We start from the raw sequence: 17,149 nt of genomic DNA on the forward strand, positions 1-17,149 counted from the left end.
TGTCAGTGACAATGTGTGATCCACCCACCCACCGAAGTGAGCATCAGAAGACATGAGCAGTGAAGCCCCAACCCCGTTCCGCACCGTTCTGCGTGGCTACGAGCCTGCCCAGGTGGACCAGCACGTTCGTGAGCTGACCACCTCGCTGACCGCACTGCAGCAGCAGTCCGAGCAGCTGCAGCGCCACGTTCAGGAGCTGCAGACCCGGACGGACGCGGCCGAGTCGGCCGTGATCACCGCCCAGGAGGACAACAAGGACCGCACGCCCACGTTCACCGAGTTCGGTGAGCGGGTGGCGAAGATCCTGTCGCTGGCCGACGACGAGGCCCGCGATCTGGTCACCCGGGCCCGCACCGACGCCGAGGCGATCGTCGCCGACGCCGAGGCGCACGCGAAGAAGGTCCGCAAGGAGGCCGAGCAGTACTCCCTGGACTGGAAGAGCGAGGTGGACGCCGAGGCTGCCCGCATCCTCGAGGAGGCGCGCACCCAGGCCGACGACATGCGCGACGAGGCCGAGCGCGACGCCACCGCGCGCCGCAGCGAGGCCCAGGCGCTGTACGAGCAGGAGCGGGCCAAGTCCGCCCAGGCAGCGGCCGCCTTCGAGACCACCCTGGCCGAGCGCCGGGGCAAGGTCGAGCAGGAGTTCGCCGCCCGGACGGCCCTGGCCGAGCAGCAGTTGGCGGCGGTCACCGACCGTGCGGCCCAGGTGCAGCGCGAGGCCGACCGTTCCCGCTCCGAGGCGGAGCGCCTGGCCCAGCAGCAGCTGGCCGACGCCAACCGTCAGGCGCAGGAGATCGTTGCCGCCGCCAAGGACAAGTCCGAGCGGATCCGCGCCGAGTCCGAGCGTGAGCTCGCGGCCGCGACGCAGCGCCGCGACAGCATCAACGCGCAGCTGACCAACGTCCGGCAGATGCTGGCCACGTTGTCCGGCAGCCCGGCGATGCCGCTGGACCTGCTCACCGACGACGACGCCGAGGCCACGGCGAACGGCAGCAAGAAGAACTGAGCACCACCCGCTGAGGCCGGCTCCCGGGGCCAACTACCCCGGGCCGGCCGCCAGCACCTCTCACCGGACCGCACCGCCGGCCCGGCTTTCGCGACGTCCGGAGCTCCCGCGCGGGACCTCCGGACGTTCTGGGTTCTTCCGACTTCACGCCGGCAAGGCGTAGCGGTTGCGGGGGAGCGGATCCACCAGACCGTCTGCGACCAGGCCGTCCAAGGCGCGCTCGCGTTGGACTTGGTCGGGCCAGCACGCGTCGAGGTCAGCCTTGGCGACGGCGCCGGTCGCGGCCCGCAGTACGGCGAGGAGGCGGCCGCGGGCCTGGCGGTCGGTGCCTTCGTAGGTCTGGCCCTTGCGCGGCGGCCCGGAGTACTGCGGACTGCCGGCCAAGACCCACGCGCACTGACTGCGGATCGGGCAGTCGGCGCAGCGTGGTGTGCGAGCGGTGCAGACCAGCGCGCCCAGTTCCATCGTCGCCACAGCCCAGCGAGCCGCAGTGGGCTCGTCCTCGGGCAGCGCGGACACCGCGAGCCGCTGGTCGGCCGCAGTCGGGGAGATGCTCGGCTGAGCGGTGCCGGTGAGTGCCCGGGCGAAGACGCGGCGCACGTTGGTGTCCACGACCGCGTGCCGCTGACCGAAGGCGAAGGACGCGATCGCGGCCGCCGTGTAGGTTCCGACGCCCGGCAGAGCGAGCAGCGCCGCGTGGTCGTCCGGTACTTCGCCGCCGTGCTGCTCCACGATCGCCCGAGCCGCCGCGTGAAGCCGCAGGGCACGCCTGGGGTACCCCAAGCGGTCCCAGGCCCTCAGAGCCTCACCTGGAGCCTCTCCGGCGAGGTCTGCCGGCTTCGGCCACCGCTCCATCCACACCTCGTACGCCGGGAGTACCCGGGCGACGGGGGTCTGCTGCAGCATGAACTCGCTGACCATCACCGCCCAGGCACCCGCCAAGGGGTCGCGCCAGGGCAGGGCGCGGGCGTTTGCGGCGTACCAGCGCAGGACGGGCTCGTGCAGGGCTGATGCGAGCGGGAGCGGCGAGTCTGACATGGCGAGCACAATCCTGACATTAAGGTGCGAGCATGAGCAGCCTGCTCCGACCCGTCGGGCATCTGCCCGCCAGCGTCTACTGGTTCCGGCGCGCACTCGTGCTCGTCGTGCTGGTGGTCGTCCTGGTGGTGCTGGTCCGTGTGATCGGCGGAGGCGGCGGCGATCAGCAGAACTCCGCGGCCACCGACCCCGGGCAGAGCCCCAGCACCCAGCCGACCGTCGTACCGACTTCCACACCGTCGACGTCGGGCAGCACGAGGACGCCGGGCGGCAAGACCTCGGAGCCGGGCAGGACCACCGGGACGGCGAAGACGTCCGAGCCGCCGAAGGACGTGAAGTGCACCGGCAGCGACGTGAGGATCGACGTGCTGCCGGCCAGCAGGTCGCTCGCGCCGGGTGCGTCGCTGAGCCTCGCGATCCAGTTGAGCGCCGTCGGTGACGAGTGCAAGGCGACGGTCGATCCGACCCGGCTGTCGTTGACGATCACCTCAGGCAAGGACCAGATCTGGACCACGACCCATTGTGGACAGGCGATTCCGCGCGCCATCCTGGTCCTTGCCAAGGGCAAGCAATCCACCGCGACCGTGCTCTGGAACGGCCGCCGCTCAGGCCTCGGTTGCCTGCCCGGCCAGCCGCAGGCGAAGCCCGGAACCTATGTGGCGAAGGCCGTCTACGACGGCCGGGCCTCGACCGAGCAAGCCTTCCGGATCGTCTAGCGCCCTCCGAATCCCTACGCTGCTTCGGCTTTCGCGGTGGTCGTGTCGGCCGGCCGCTCGAGGTACTTGGGCTTGGTGAAGAACAGTGCGGCGATCAGCCCGATCACCAGGACGGCGGCGGGCAGCATCAGCGACTGTGCCATCGAGTCGCTGAAGCCCTGGTGCAGGGCCTCCGGCAACGTGCCGCTGCCGCCCTCACCTGCCGTCGCGCCGCCCGGCACCATCGGCAGGTTCGCCGCCAGCCGCGACTCCATCAGTACTGCGATGCCCGCGCTGCCCAGCACCGCTCCTACCTGACGGGTGGTGTTGTAGACGCCCGCGCCCGCTCCGGCCTGGTGCATCGGCAGGTTGCGTGTCGCGGTGCTGCCGATCGGCGCCCACATGAAGCCGTTCGCGACCCCGAGCAGCGCGATCGGCAGCAACAGTTCCCAGATCGGCACCGTAGGCTCGATCACCTGGCTGAGCCAGAACAGCGACACCGAGCAGCACAGCAGGCCGAACCCGGCGATGAACCGCGGCGGCGCCTTGTCGGTCAGGCGGCCCACGAACGGCGCCAGCACACCCGAGATGACGGCCATCGGCACCAGCAGCAGCGCCGACCGGGTCGGGCTCAGTCCGCGCACGGTCTGCGCGTACAGCATCAACGGGAACGCCATCGCGGTGATCGCGAACCCGACGGTCGTGATCGCGGTGTTCGCCAGCGAGAAGTTGCGGTCCTTGAACAACGACAGCGGCAGCAGCGGCTCGCTCTTGATCCGCGCCTGCCAGACCAGGAACAGCGCGATGAACACCAGGCCGGCGATGATCAGCGACCAGACCGACAGCGGTCCCTTGATCTGACCCCAGTCGTACTTCTGTCCCTCCTGGATGCCGAACACCAGGCAGAACAGGCCGATCGTGCTCAGCGCCACCCCGAGCAGGTCGAACTTGTGCTCGTGCGTCGGCAGGTCCGGCACCAGCCGCCAGGCGAGCACGAAGCCGACCACGCCGATCGGCGCGTTCACGAAGAAGATCCACTGCCAGCCGAGGCCGTCGACCAGCACGCCGCCGAGGATCGGGCCGACCAGGGTCGCGACACCCGCGGTCGCACCCCACAGGCTCATCGCCCGGCCGCGCTCGTTCGGCGGGAAGATCCGGGTGATCACCGCCATCGTCTGCGGCGTCATCATCGACGCCCCCAGGCCCTGGAACACCCGCGCGACGATCAGCATCTCGATCGAGGTGGTCAGGCCGCACCAGACCGACGCGAGGGTGAACAGCGTCAGCCCGGCCAGGTACAACTTCTTCGGGCCGACCCGGTCGCCGAGCCGCCCGGTGATGAGCAGTGGTACGGCGTACGCGAGCAGGTAGGCGCTCGTCACCCAGACCACCGTGCCGACGTCGGCCCGCAGGTCGGTCAGGATCGCGGGCGTCGCCACCGAGACGATGGTCGTGTCGACCAGGATCATGAAGAAGCCCAGCACCAGGGCCCACAGTGCGGGCCACGGCCTCACGTCGGGGCTCAGCTTTTCTTGCTGCGGTACGGCCATGGCAGGTCCTTGCTCTCAATCCGGTTGACGATGGTCTGGAGCCAGTCACGCTCGGCGACGGCTTGGGTGCGTAGGTAGTCGGCCACGAACCAGTACGCCTCGTCGACGTCCTCGGTCCGGACCCGTTCGATCGTCGCCTCGATGTCGTCCACCTGTTTCCGCAGTAGTTCGAGGCGCCGGTTCAGCACCCGCACGGTCTCGCCGGCCGGCAGGTTGTGGGCCTCGCTGAGCGCCACCGGGAAGAGCGGGTACTCGTACGCCGGGGTCTCGATCGCGTCGCTGATCCGCCGGCGCAGGGCGGCATCACCGGCGGCGGTGATCGCGTAGGTGGTGCGCTCGGGACGGTTTCCGGCCCTCTCGGTGCCGGTGGCCTCGACCAGTTGCTGACCGGCCAGCCGTTCGACCGTGTGGTACACGGTGCCCAGCCGGACCTTGATCAAGCGGTCCTCCTCGCGGCTCATCAGCAACTGGAACATCTCGTAGGCGTGCATCGGCCGCTCGTTCAGCAGGGCCAGTACGGCCATGCCGACGGGGGTCAGCTCCGTCATGGTCCTCCGCCCGGAATAGTCGGCGTGAATTGATCCACGTGGAGTATTACTCCCGCGACAGCGGTCACGCAAGCCCGAGGGGACGCAGAAACGCGGCGCCGGCTGAAAGCTCAGCCGGCGCCGCGTTCGGAGTACGGGAGGTCAGACGTAGCGTTCGAGGATGCTCGACTCGGCCAGCCGGGACAGGCCCTCGCGGACCGTCCGGGCGCGGTTCTCGCCGACGCCGTCGACCGTCTGCAGGTCGTCGATGCTGGCGGCGAGAAGCTTCTGCAGGTGGCCGAAGTGGTCGATCAGGCGGTCGATCACCGCACCGGGCAGACGCGGCACCTTGGCCAGCAGGCGGTAGCCGCGCGGGGTGACCGCGGCGTCCAGCTGCTCGGCCCCACCGAGCTGCAACGCGCGCGCCACCTGGCCGATGTCGAGCAGATCCGTCGGACTGACCGCGTCCAGCTCCAGCAGTACGTCGTCCGCCGTCTTGGGGCGACGCCCGCTGGCCGGCGGCAGGTAGTCGCGCACGACCAGTTCGCGTTCACCCGCGACACCGGCGACGAGCTCGTTCAGCTGGAGGGTGAGCAGGCGGCCGTCGGTGCCGAGCTCGACGACGTACCCGTCGATCTCGGTGGCGATCCGGCGGACCATCTCGAGCCGCTGCGCGACCGCGGCCACGTCGCGAACGGTGACCAGGTCCTCGATCTCCAGCGCGGACAGCGTGCCGGACACCTCGTCGAGGCGGAGTTTGTAGCGCTCCAGGGTGGCGAGCGCCTGGTTCGCCCGGGACAGGATCGCGCCGGAGTCCTCTAGCACGTAACGCTGGTCGTCGACGTACAGCGCGATGATGTGCATCGACTGCGACACCGAGATCACCGGGAAGCCGGTCTGCCGGGCGACGCGGTCGGCGGTGCGGTGCCGGGTGCCGGTCTCCTCGGTGTGGATCGACGGGTCCGGCATCAGGTGCACGGCGGCGCGCAGCATCCGGCTCATGTCGCGGTCGAGGATGATCGCGCCGTCCATCTTGCTGAGCTCACGCAGACCGGTGGCGGTGAACTCCACCTCGATCTCGAACCCACCGGTCGAGATGGAGTCGACCACCTTGTCCTGTCCGAGGACCAGCAGGGCGCCGGTACGGCCCCGCAGGATTCGCTCCAGGCCTTCACGCAGTTCGGTACCGGGAGCCACAGCGGCGAGGGTCGCGCGCATCCGGGCGTCGGTGCTGTTCTTGTCGGAATTCGGGGCCACGGTCCCTGAGTCTATGCGGCTCAGACGTGCGTTGTGACCGACCCACCTGCTTTCCGGCCAGTCGTGCGACGGCGATCAGGTCGCATTTACAAACGCGCGTGCATCAGACCGTGCAACCGCTCGTGCACACGTGAAATCAGGGCTTTCCAGCACTCGGCCGCGATCGGGCGTGCCAACTCGTGATCAGCGCGACGACCCAGAGGACCAGCGCGAGGTAGGGCGTGGGCAACCATTCGATGGCGAACTCGGGACTGCCCATCGAGCGGACTTTCGGCAGTACCAGCAGCATGAACGCCGCGGTGGACACCAGTCCCAGAGCTGCCACGAAGGCGGTGATCGTCTTCTGGGCGGGCAGCAGGAGCAGGAGCGCCATCAGGATGACGATGCCGGCCAGAGCGTAGCTTTCCAGGTACGGCTGGCCGAGCATGCTCAGGCCGGTACTGGCGATCGGTTCGCGGCCGGCCGGAGTCGTCTCGAGGATGATGTCTGATCCACTCGAATCGACCAAGGTGATCTGCGCCCACCCGGCCGCCATGCTGACCAGCAGCCCGATGCCGCAGGCGAACACCACCGTGGGCTGCGCGACCAACTGCCGCTCCGATGTCTTGCGCACAGACCGCCAACTGGCAGCGGTGATCGCGATCAGGAGTACCCACAGAGCCATGGCGAGGATCGGCGCTTTCGTCCACGCGTACATGAAGTCGAAGGTGTTGCGAGCGGGCTCGGGGTCCCTGCTGAAGTACACGCCGAGCACAACGGCGAGGCCGGCGATGGCGGGCAGCACTTGCCATGGCCGCCCAGGTGGCAGGAGCGCGACGGCGACCAGCAATGGGATCGAGAGTGCCAGCACCGGCCAGTAGCCGTCGACCTGCAACGCGTTGTGAGGTATCACCCCACCGACGTCCGGGTCTAAGTCGGAGCACCACGGCGTCCACAGCAAGACGAACTGTCCCAGCGCCACGATGGCCACCTGCCGGCGCCGAACCCCCCATCCCGCCACACCACCAACCGCAGCTCGCAGCGCGCGCCTCGGTCCTCCAGTGAGCGCACGATTGCGCTCACGCCGCGCCTCCACCTGCTCGCCCATCCCCATCCCCCTGTACTCCGCACCGCCGGGCGCCGCCGACCGGCGCGCGAATGCTGACATCTCGCGGGGTCAGTTCACGGGAGGGGACAGTTCAGGGGAGGAGGTCAGGGGCAGCGGATGATCTGGCCGGCGTAGGAGAGGCCGCCGCCGAAGCCGAAGAGGAGGACGGGGGCGCCCGCCGGAACCTCGCGCTTCTCCACCAGCTTCGACAGCGCGATCGGGATGCTCGCCGCGGAGGTGTTGCCAGACTCGATGACGTCGCGGGCGACCACCGCGTTGACCGCGCCGAGGCGCTTGGCCAGCGGTTCGATGATGCGCAGGTTGGCCTGGTGCAGCACGACACCGCCGAGTTCCTCGGGGGTGATGCCGCTCTTCTCGCAGACCTGCCGGGCGATCACCGGAAGCTGCGTGGTGGTCCAGCGGAAGACGCTCTGCCCTTCCTGGGCGAACTTCCCGTCGCGGCCCTCGATCCGGACCGCCTCCGACATCTCCGGCACCGAACCCCACACCACCGGGCCGATCTCCGGCTCCTCGGTGGCGACCACCACGGCCGCACCGGCGCCGTCGCCGATCAGGACGCAGGTGGTCCGGTCGGTCCAGTCCGTGAAGTCGCTCAGCTTCTCGACCCCGATCACCAGCGCCTTGGACGCGGCACCCGCGCGGATCGCGTGGTCGGCGGTGGCGAGCGCGTGGCTGAACCCGGAGCAGGCTGTGTTCACGTCCAGCGCGGCCGGACTAACCAGCCCGAGCCGGGCAGCCACCCGGGCGGCGATGTTGGGGGAGCGGTCGATCGCGGTACAGGTGGCGACGACGACCATGTCGATCTCGGCGGTGTCCAGACCGGCGTTCGCGACCGCCTTCTCGGCCGCCCGCCAGGCCATCTCGTCCACCTGCTCGTCCGGCGCCGCGATCCGGCGCTCGCGGATCCCGACCCGGCTCTGGATCCACTCGTCGCTGGTCTCGACCATCGTGGCCAGCTCGGCGTTGGTGAGCACTCGCTCGGGCTGGTAGTGGCCGAGGGCGACAACTTTCGAACCGGTCATCTCGAGTGCTCCTCAGGTCGGGGCCGGCCTGGGTCGGAGGCCGGTTGGGGGCGACCCCAGAGTACTTTCCGGCTTCCCGCCCCACAGACACCCGTCTCACCACCCGTACTGCGGCACGCGCGGCGGAGTCGACTGGAACACCACAGTCAGCAACCGCGACGTGGCCGAGCGGTTGACCACGATGAAGGCGCAGCCCGGCGGTGTCATCATCCCGTGGATCTGCTCGAGTCCCGCACGCTCGACGGTCGGCTAGTCCTTCATCGTCATACGCCGTCGGCCAGAGGGTGGGTGCCGGTGTGGTCGACGCGGAAGGTGTAGCCGTGCTTGGTAGTCCATTGCAGGGCGCCGTCGTCCAAGCGGCGAACCCTCCAGCCGCCGTGGGTTTTGACCCGGTGGCTGTAGCGCCGTAGCGGGGTGAGGTTGGTGGTGCTGGTTTGGTCTGGTGGTCCGGTGGCGTTGAAGTTGTAGGGCTGGATGTGGTCGAGGTCGGTGTTGTGGGTGGTTTCTGCGGTGCCGTACGGGAATTGTTCGACGGGGTGGGTGAGTTTGATGTGTTCGCGGATGCGGCGGGGGATTTCGTAGGCGTCGACGCTGATCTTGTTGTTCAGGTCGATGACGGGCTTGAGGGTGATCTGGTCGTGGCCGAGGAGTTCTTGGAGTCGGGCGGCGTAGACGGGGCCGAAGCGTTCGACGCGGGTGATGCCGCCGCCGGTGAGCAGGGTCTGGTCGGTGATGTGCACGTAGACGGTCGTGGTCCGGGTGGGCTTGTGCCCACTCCGCCCGGTGCTCCCGGCGCCGCCGGTGTGGCCGTCGGTGGTGTGGCCGTCGATGCTGTCAGCGCCGCTGGTGGGGTTGTTGCTGTAGGCGCCTTGTTTGACGGCGGCTAGTTTCCGGGCGAGTTCGCGGCGCGCGGCGGCGTCCATCCCGGCGCCGGGGGTTTCAGGCGTGCCGGGGTGACGGCTGGCGCTGCTGCCGCTGTTGGTGGCGGTGTGGTCGGGTGCTGGTCGTGGTTCGGATCGTTCGTCGAATGCCGGCTCGCTGGGGTGTGGCGCGTCGCGGTCGGCTTCGTCGTCCGGGCCGGGTTCGTGGTTCTGTCCGGGGTCGTCGACGCGTTGTTCGTCGTCGAGATGTGATGGCCGGCCTGGGGTAGCCGGCTGGTCGGGCCCGGCGGTCTGGCGTGGGCTGGCCGGGTGAGGGATGACCGGTGGTGCCTGGTCGCGGGGCGCGGTCGGCGGTGCGGGGGTCTGCGCTCCTTGTCCGGGCGAACTGGGCGCGGCCGGGGTAGCCGCGGCTGGGGCGGGCGCCGATGCGAGCGCGGAGGCTGAGGTCGGGGTAGGCGCGCGCGTGGCCGAGGTGGGGGTCGGCGTGCGCGTGGTCGTGGTGGGCGCGTCTTGGTTGGGCGGGTGGTTTGGGGTGGGCGCCTCTTGGGTGAGGTGGTGGGCGATGGTGAGGAGTTGTTGGGCTAGGGCCGGGTCGGCGAGGATGCCGATGGCTTTGGCGCGGCGTTGGTGGAGGGGGTCGGTGTCGCCGAGGTCGGCGAGGGCGTCGGCGAGCTGGGTGAGGGTGGTGTTGAGGCGGATGATGTCGCCGGTGGCGGCCTTGACGTACAGGGTGGTGGTGCCGTGTTCGTCGGTGCGGCCGGGCCAGACGCCGCGTTCTTTGGCTCGGGCTTCGGCGGCGGCTTGGGCGGCTTCGGGGTCGGCTCGCCATAGCGCGGCGCGGACGATGTTGGCGAGCCGATGGGGGGTGAGGGTGTCGACGATGTCGGCGACTTCGGCGTCGACGAGAGCGGCGGCCTGCTCGGACAGGTGCAGGCAGGCGGTGGCGATGGTGCATGCTTTCCAGGCGGTGGCGTGCTCGGAGCGGACCTGCGCCAGGATCCGGGGGAGCCGGTGGCGCAGCGCGAGGGCCTGGCCGAAGAACGCGGCGGCGGAGGCGGTGGAGCGGCCGGTGGCGGCGCCGAACTCGGCGACGGCGAACTCCGCGACCGCGGGGCAGCCGGGTCCGCCGTAGACGACGCCGCGTTCTCCGCCGGGGACGCTGTGGTGGCCGGGCACGGTGGCGGGGTCGGGGTGCAGGTCGGCGAAGTGCAGGGCGAGGTCGAGGAGTTCGACGTCGGTGCGGTTGCGTTGCGCGTGGAGCTGTGCGGCCGAGGCGAGCGTCTCGGCCGCCGTCAGCTCCGTCACATCACAGGCGAACATGTGTTCGATACTAACGGGACTGATAAACCCTCCGCAAACAGTCAGAGTCCCGGATCGCCTTATCCACAAGGGGAAACGTCACACTTGCTCAGTGGTCGGAGTCGGGTATGCAGCCCGGAGGGTTTGCAGTGTGGAGTCAGTTCCAGGAGCGGCGAGGCGTGTGGCGGACAGTTCACTGGTCCAGACAGATGGCGCCGCACAGGACGCCAGGTCGGTGGCACTGGGCCGGTATCGACAGGTCGCTGGTCCAGGTAGGTAGTGCCAGTCAGTAACGGCTGGTTGGTGGGAAGTCTTGGCGGGTCAGGCGATGCCGGCGGCGAGGAGGGCGGCTCGGATGTCGCCGGCGGCGAAGACTCGGAGGCCGTACTTGGCTTGCATGTCCATGGGTTTGAGGTCTTTGCCGCGGTTGGGGGTGTCGGCGGGGACGATCGCCTTGGTGAAGCCGAGACGGGCGGCCTCGGCGAGGCGTTTCTCCAGGCCGCCGACTCGACGGACCTCTCCTGCCAGACCGACCTCGCCGATGGAGATCAGGCCGGGGTGGATCGGCTTGTCCATCACTGACGATGCAACCGCGATGGCGACTGCGAGGTCCGCGACGGGCTCGGTGATCTTCACGCCGCCCACGGTCGCGACGTACACCTCCTGGTCGGTCAGCTTCAGGCCCGCTCTGTTACCCAGGACGGCGAGGACCATGGCGACGCGGGACGACTCGAGTCCGGACGTCGTACGGCGGGGTTGTGGTGCGGCGGACGGGCCGACCAGTGCCTGGACCTCGGCGAGCAACGGGCGGCGGCCCTCCATCATCACGGTCACGCAGGTCCCGGCGACCGGCTCGGAGTGCTCGGAGACGAACAGGCCGGTCGGGTCGCTGACCTCGACGATGCCGGTGTCGACCATGTCGAAGCAGCCGACCTCGTCGGACGGGCCGAAGCGGTTCTTCGTCGCGCGCACCATCCGGAAGCCCGAGTGCCGGTCGCCGTCGAACGCGAGCACGACGTCGACCAGGTGCTCCAGCATCCGAGGCCCGGCGATCGCGCCGTCCTTGGTGACGTGACCGACGAGCACGACCGCGATGTTGCGTTCCTTGGCGAGGCGGACCAGGGCGCCGGTCACCTCGCGGACCTGGGTGACACCGCCGGGCGCTCCGTCGACCTCGGGGTGCGCCATCGTCTGCACCGAGTCGATCACCAGGAACGACGGGTCCACGGCGTCGACCTGACCGACGACGGCGCCGAGGTCGGTCTCGGCAGCCAGGTACAGCTCGTCGACCAGGGCGTCCGTGCGGCCGGCGCGCAGGCGGACCTGGGCGGCTGATTCTTCACCGGAGACGTAGAGGGTGCGCTGGCCCCGGCGGGCGGACTGGGCGGCTACCTCGAGAAGGAGGGTTGACTTGCCGACGCCTGGCTCGCCCGCGAGCAGGATGACCGCGCCGGGGACGACACCGCCGCCGAGGACGCGGTCCAGCTCGCCGATCCCGGTCGGGCGTGACTCGGCCTCGATCGCGGAGACCTTGGCGATCGGCATGGCGGGTGAGGAGACCGGGCCTGCGGTGATCCGGGCGGCCTTGGGGGCACCGACCTCGGCGACCGTGCCCCACGCCTGGCACTCGCCACAGCGTCCGATCCAGCGGGCTGTGGTCCAGCCGCACTCGCTGCAGGCGAACGGCGATTTGCCCGCCTTCGATCTCGTCGACCCCGCTGCCTTCACCATGCCGACAAACCTAGGCGACTCCGCCGACAATCCTGGTCAGCCTGTCCACAGCTCGCCCGGTTCATCTTGTTGGCGCGGGATCAGGAGCGCCAACGCTTCAGTAGATGGTGGAGCCAGGAGGGGGTGTGGCGGGGGGAGTCTTCGAGGAAGGCGGGTTGGGGATCCGTGGGGTCGCGGGTGGCTTTCAGGTACTTGGTGAGGATGGGGTGCGAGCTGTCGGGCTCGCGGAGAGTGGCGCTTTGTTCCAGGATGGCTCGGGCGTTGTCCAGGCGGCCGGCTACCACTTCCGCTGAGCCGAGGTGCTGGAGGCAGCGGGCCTGACCTTCGCGTTCGTCGATCTCGGAGTAGAGGTGCTCGGCTTGTTGCCACCACTTCTTGGCCTCCTGCGCGTTCCGCTGCATCCAGGCGGCCACGCCGGTCAGCTCGAGAGCGTGGGCGAGACCACTGGCGTCGCCCGCCGAGGACGCCTGCGCGGCGGCCGGGCGCAACTGGTCGAGCGCACTCTCGGGGTCCTGCTGGTAGAGGTGGACGATCGCGAGGTTGATGTGGATGGCGATCTCGCCGGCGAAGTCGGGGCCCGGTCTACTGAGCCGTGCGTCGTCCAGGCGGTCGCGGGCGTTGAGGACGGCCTCGTCGCGGTCGTTGCCGGCTGGTGCCTGCTCGGCGCGGGCCAGGTGCAGCAGAGCCCGCTCGACCTGCCGCCGCGTGGTCAGGGCCGCCGCCGTCCGGCTGTGCCCGCGCCGCGCGGGCGCGACGTTGTCCGAGATCCCGAGCCGCGTGCTCGCCGCCTCCAGCTCACCCATCAGCCGGTACGCCGTTGCCGCCCGGGCCGCGGCGAGTTCTGCCAGGTCCCGGCGGCCACAACCGTCAGCCACAGCCGACAGGAACTCGCTCAACTCCAGCAGGAGAGCCGGTTCCCGGCGGCGCAGGTACCAGCCCTCCAAGGCGTCGCAGATCCGGGCGATGTCGTCCGCGTTCTCATCCCGGGGTTTCTCGTGGGACAGCAGTTCCCGCAGCCGTGGTTCGTGCTGCTGGAACCACTCGGCGGCAGCCATGCCACCTGCGTCCGAGCCGAGCGAGATCGACCACTGCTCGGCTTCTTCGGCCGCCGTGCGGAGTTCGCCGGGCTCGTGCGGCGTACCGGCGCGCCACCGGCGGAAGCGACGCAGCCCGACGGGTGCGTTGTAGATCGCCCAGATCAGCGCGAACAGGATCGTCAGGCTGAAGCCGACGACACTCACCCAGCCGCCGCTGTCGAGGCTCTGCGACAGCTTGTCGCCCGCGAGCCCGGACAGCAGTGCGGACGCGAGCGCGCTGATCCCGAAGAAGTCTCCGCGCCGCCGCTCTTGTTTCGCGGGCTTCTCGGGCGGCTGCTCGCCAGCCTTTTCGTCAGCAGGAAAAGTCACGGCTTGCTCCCCACGGTCAGCCCACGCACCACGGTCGGCCAGAACGACAACAGCAGCACAACGGGTACCACGGACGCCACCACCGCAGCCGCCGCCACTGTTCCACTCGAGGACGCGAACTGCCGCGCCTCGCCCCACAACACCAGCGACAAGGGCGTAGTACCGGAGCCGCTGATCAAGAAGCCGACGATGAAGTCGTTCCACACCAACGCGAATTCCAGCACGGCAACGGCAACCAACGCGGGCCGATACGTCCGCTGCACAGTCGCCAGTACTGCGCTCTGTCGCGCGGGCCCCTGGAGAGCCTCGGCAACGAGCACAGGGGGAGCCGACGCAAAGGCCGAGCGCAACAGCAACACCGCGAACGGCAGCCCGGCAGCCGCGTGTACCAAGGCCAGCGCGACCCGCGACCCGGCGAGCCCAGCGGCGGAGATTGCGTCCCGCAGCGGCGCGGCGTACATCTGCACTGGCGTCACGGCGAGCACGACGAACGCAGAAGTGACCACGCGCCCCAGGCACTGAGGCAGTCCGCCCCAGGCGACCAGATAGGCGGTCGGTACGGCGATGACCAGCAGCACGATCGTCGCGACAGCCGAGATCAGCACAGTGGACAGCAGAGCCCGCAACAGCCCCGCATTGGCCGCAGCAGCGAAGGAATCAAGCCCAAGCCCGGCCGTGGACCACCAACCATGAAGGCCTGCCTCACGGGGTGAGTGCAGCGCCGTGGCGACGAGCACGACAGCCGGCAGGATCCAGAACAGGCCGACCGCGAACCCGACAGTCCACCCGATCCTCCGGACCCGGCGACTGGGCTTCGACCGGCCCAGCGACGGATCAGGCTTCACCACAGCGACAGGCATCGCCCACCGGCGCCGACGCAGCCCGCGCACGCCAATCACCGCGACCGCGGCCACGATCGCGAACAGCACCACACCAAGTGCCGCAGTGCGACCGGCCGGCTCTCCTGTACTAGTGGCGCGCCACCAGTTCAGGCCAAGCACGTCCGCGTCCCGCTGCATCGGCCCGGGCACCACGATGAGTATGAGGTCGAAGACGCGCACAGCGGCGATCACGAGTGTCAGGGTCACCACGCCGGTGATCGGCCTCAGCAGCGGCAGTTCGAGCGCGAACAGGCGCCGCCAGCCCGTGACACCTTCAGCAGCGACAGTCCGGCTCACGTCGTCCGGGATGGCGTCCAGGCCGGCGCGGAACAGCGATACGACGTACCCGAGCCAGGTCCAGCCGAACGCCGACACCAGCACCAGCCAGAACAGCCCGGGCCCCAGCCACACCGGGCTCGACCCGAACAGCCGGGTCGCGACGGCTGTCACCGACCCGCGCTCCGGCGACGCGTCGTAGATCAACCGGAACGTCGCCCCCGACACGAGCACCGAGACAGCGAACGGAATCACCAGCGCAGGTTGGAGAAATGTGGACAACCCAGGCAGCCGGTAACTCACCAGAGCCAGCAGGAAGCCGACCACCACCAGTCCGAGCGCCACCGCAATCCAGGCCAGGCTGTTGCCGACGGCATGCAGTGCGGCCGGGTCGCCCATCACCGCGAAGTTCCCTAGCCCGAAGGAACCGTCGGGCCGTCGGAAGGCGGCGACAACCGTCACCCCGATGGGGATCAGCAGCAGACTGCTCAACAGCAAGGCAGGAAGGCCCAGTAGATAAGGTCCTGCCGGTCGACGCGGTTTGCCCGGCACTGGACGTCCACTGATCTCCCGGCCGACCACTTCGAGCGTCAGGCCATTGCTCTGCAGCCCCATCAGCCTTCCACCTTCTCCACGGCGGCAAGCTCGGCCAGCGCGGACTCCACTGCGCCCGGTACGACGTCGCTGCCGCGGTTGCCGATCCGGACCAGGAAGTCCGTCAGCACTCGCCATAGCCCGTTGATGTCGCCCAGCCGCTTCAACCGGTCGGACAGGTCGAACTGCAGCGACGTGCCGGGCGCCACGAGTTGCTCCGCCAGTCGGGTGAGCTCGGGGGAGTACCCCGTGGTCCGCCCGTCGGCGAGGAATCCGCCGGAAGCGATCCAGGGATCCACCGCGGCGGGGTCGGCGAGGCGGCGTACCAGGTCCTTGGCGTCGTCGGTCGACGGCCGCGGCAGCACCATCACGTCACCGCCGACCACCACCGGAGCCGCGGCGCCCGGGCTGATCGGCGGGAAGGTGAACATCCCGATGTCCGCCGGGTCCGCGGCGAAGGAACGCACCACGGGCTCGGCGAAGTCCGAGGCGAGCACCATCGCGGCCCGGCGATGCCCGAACACCTCGACGATCGCGTCGGGGAACTGCTGCACGAGCGACCGCTCGACCCCACCAGCCAGCGTCCCCGGGGCCGACCACATTGTGCCCAGCAGCCTCAGCGCGGCCGCGAACTGCGGCTGTTCCGACGGCTTGGGCTTCGCCGCAGTCGCCAGCGCCCGGTACGTCGAAGGCGAGGCGCCGAGTAACACGTTCTCCAGGGAGTCCGTGAGCACCCAGCCGTCCCCAGCCGCCAGCGACAACGGCCGGATGCCGGCCAGTGACAGGGAACGGTTGAGCTCGAGCCAGTCGGACCAGAGCTTCGGGGGCTCCAGCCCGACCTTCTGCAGCATGGACGGCCGGTACCAGACGGCCGACTTGTGCGCGGTCTTGAACGGCACCCCGTACGTCGTGCCGTCGACCACCAGGAGTTCGTCCCAGAGCCGGGCCCGGCCACGAGCCGCCAGGTCATCCGGGATCGATTCCAGGTCGTCTACGTGCTCGGGGACGAGCCCGGGCTGGGGGAGCATCACGATGTCCGGTCGCCGGGCGGAACGCGGGCCGAAGGCGGTGGAGATGTCGTCGCCGAGCGGGATCACCTCGACCGGGTAGTCGAGCTCGCCGAGCCCCTCGAGCACACTGTGGAAAGCGCGAAGCTCGGTACCACTCCAGCTCACGGCGACCCGGACACTGCGGCGCAGGCCGAGCACGTCCGGAGTACCGGAGCAGCCGGCGGCTACCAGCGTGGCGGCGGCTCCCAGGAAGGCTCTGCGGCTACTCGGCATGGTGGAATCCCGTAGTACGAGCCGGGTCGGTGGTGATGAGCAGGAGAGCGGCGGACCAGAGCTCGGGGTTGTGGTCGAACCGCAGCAACGATCCCCAGGTCGGTAGGCCGGCGGCATCCTCGAGGACGATCACCGCGGGGTGTGCCCGGAGTGCACGAGCTACTCCGGCCAGACGGCGACGGCCGGGGGTGATCTCGTGCGGGTAGCGCTCCAGCACGTCCTCGAGGCCGCAGCGGGTTGCAGTGACGCGGCATTCGTCGGCGGCCGCGCGGCGCGTCACTCGGTGAGTCACCGTGTGGCCGTGGACGACGTTGCCGAGCACTGTGAGGTGTGGCAGGAGTCCGCCCTCGGCAGGGACCAAACGGACCTCGCCACTGGTCTTCACAACGGCACCCGGGGGAGGTTCGTCGAGTCCGGCGACGACGTCGGCCACCTGCCGGGCAGCGGCCGCGTTGGCGACCACCAGGGCTCGCTGCTCGCCTACGTCGATGCGGAGTTGCCGCGGTATGCCTGGCAACCCTTCGAGCAGCAGTCCGTCCATTCCGGCCTGGCGCCTCCCCAGTCGGTGCGAATGTTCACCTTAGGGGGACAACCG

At 69.6% G+C, this 17,149-nt stretch carries 14 protein-coding genes; 2 read left to right on the forward strand and 12 right to left on the reverse strand.

The features are described from left to right. Positions 1–52: 52 nt before the first annotated feature. The gene (locus EV648_RS02090) at positions 53–1,006 is read left to right on the forward strand and encodes a DivIVA domain-containing protein (protein ID WP_132284441.1); all 954 of its coding nucleotides are present in this window, start codon (positions 53–55) and stop codon (positions 1,004–1,006) included. 144 nt (positions 1,007–1,150) lie between these two features. On the opposite strand, the gene EV648_RS02095 is transcribed toward EV648_RS02090, so the two are convergent. Beyond that, the gene (locus tag EV648_RS02095; protein ID WP_132284443.1) at positions 1,151–2,044 is read right to left on the reverse strand and encodes an A/G-specific adenine glycosylase; all 894 of its coding nucleotides are present in this window, start codon (positions 2,042–2,044) and stop codon (positions 1,151–1,153) included. 32 nt (positions 2,045–2,076) lie between these two features. Here EV648_RS02095 and EV648_RS02100 point away from each other — a divergent pair, with 32 nt between their 5' ends. Next, positions 2,077–2,760, forward strand: coding sequence for a hypothetical protein (locus EV648_RS02100; protein ID WP_132284445.1), 684 nt, complete (start codon positions 2,077–2,079; stop codon positions 2,758–2,760). Positions 2,761–2,774: 14 nt separating this feature from the next. On the opposite strand, the gene EV648_RS02105 is transcribed toward EV648_RS02100, so the two are convergent. From EV648_RS02105 to EV648_RS02155, 11 genes are all read right to left on the reverse strand, one after another. Next, a complete protein-coding gene (locus EV648_RS02105) occupies positions 2,775–4,289 on the reverse strand; it encodes a DHA2 family efflux MFS transporter permease subunit (RefSeq protein ID WP_132284447.1) in 1,515 nt (504 codons plus the stop codon). Continuing rightward, positions 4,262–4,837 carry a PadR family transcriptional regulator gene (locus EV648_RS02110; protein ID WP_132284449.1) on the reverse strand — a complete coding sequence of 192 codons (576 nt, stop codon included), beginning with the start codon at positions 4,835–4,837 and terminating at the stop codon, positions 4,262–4,264. The genes EV648_RS02105 and EV648_RS02110 overlap by 28 nt, the downstream gene beginning before the upstream one ends. Positions 4,838–4,978: 141 nt before the next feature. Beyond that, a complete protein-coding gene (disA, locus tag EV648_RS02115; RefSeq protein ID WP_241994819.1) occupies positions 4,979–6,073 on the reverse strand; it encodes a DNA integrity scanning diadenylate cyclase DisA in 1,095 nt (364 codons plus the stop codon). Between the two features lie 136 nt (positions 6,074–6,209). Then, a complete protein-coding gene (locus tag EV648_RS02120; RefSeq protein WP_132284451.1) occupies positions 6,210–7,034 on the reverse strand; it encodes a hypothetical protein in 825 nt (274 codons plus the stop codon). Positions 7,035–7,264: 230 nt separating this feature from the next. Continuing rightward, positions 7,265–8,203 (reverse strand): beta-ketoacyl-ACP synthase III, encoded by a 939-nt coding sequence (locus EV648_RS02125; protein WP_132284453.1) that lies wholly within the window; start codon positions 8,201–8,203, stop codon positions 7,265–7,267. A 263-nt stretch (positions 8,204–8,466) separates the two neighbouring features. Beyond that, positions 8,467–10,404, reverse strand: coding sequence for a hypothetical protein (locus tag EV648_RS02130; RefSeq protein ID WP_132284455.1), 1,938 nt, complete (start codon positions 10,402–10,404; stop codon positions 8,467–8,469). Between the two features lie 300 nt (positions 10,405–10,704). Next, entirely contained in the window at positions 10,705–12,114 is a 1,410-nt protein-coding gene (radA, locus tag EV648_RS02135) for a DNA repair protein RadA (RefSeq protein ID WP_132189621.1), read from the reverse strand. 80 nt (positions 12,115–12,194) lie between these two features. Further along, on the reverse strand, positions 12,195–13,520 hold the full coding sequence (locus tag EV648_RS02140; RefSeq protein WP_241994820.1) for a hypothetical protein: 1,326 nt from the start codon (positions 13,518–13,520) through the stop codon (positions 12,195–12,197). Next, positions 13,517–15,292 (reverse strand): sugar ABC transporter permease, encoded by a 1,776-nt coding sequence (locus EV648_RS02145; RefSeq protein ID WP_132284457.1) that lies wholly within the window; start codon positions 15,290–15,292, stop codon positions 13,517–13,519. The genes EV648_RS02140 and EV648_RS02145 overlap by 4 nt, the downstream gene beginning before the upstream one ends. Next, a complete protein-coding gene (locus tag EV648_RS02150) occupies positions 15,292–16,554 on the reverse strand; it encodes an ABC transporter substrate-binding protein (RefSeq protein ID WP_132284458.1) in 1,263 nt (420 codons plus the stop codon). Before EV648_RS02150 ends, EV648_RS02145 begins: the two co-directional genes overlap by 1 nt. Continuing rightward, a complete protein-coding gene (locus EV648_RS02155) occupies positions 16,544–17,095 on the reverse strand; it encodes a hypothetical protein (RefSeq protein WP_132284460.1) in 552 nt (183 codons plus the stop codon). The genes EV648_RS02150 and EV648_RS02155 overlap by 11 nt, the downstream gene beginning before the upstream one ends. Positions 17,096–17,149: the final 54 nt, after the last annotated feature.

The sequence above is a fragment of the Kribbella sp. VKM Ac-2568 genome (assembly GCF_004345365.1).
Lineage (GTDB): Bacteria > Actinomycetota > Actinomycetes > Propionibacteriales > Kribbellaceae > Kribbella > Kribbella orskensis.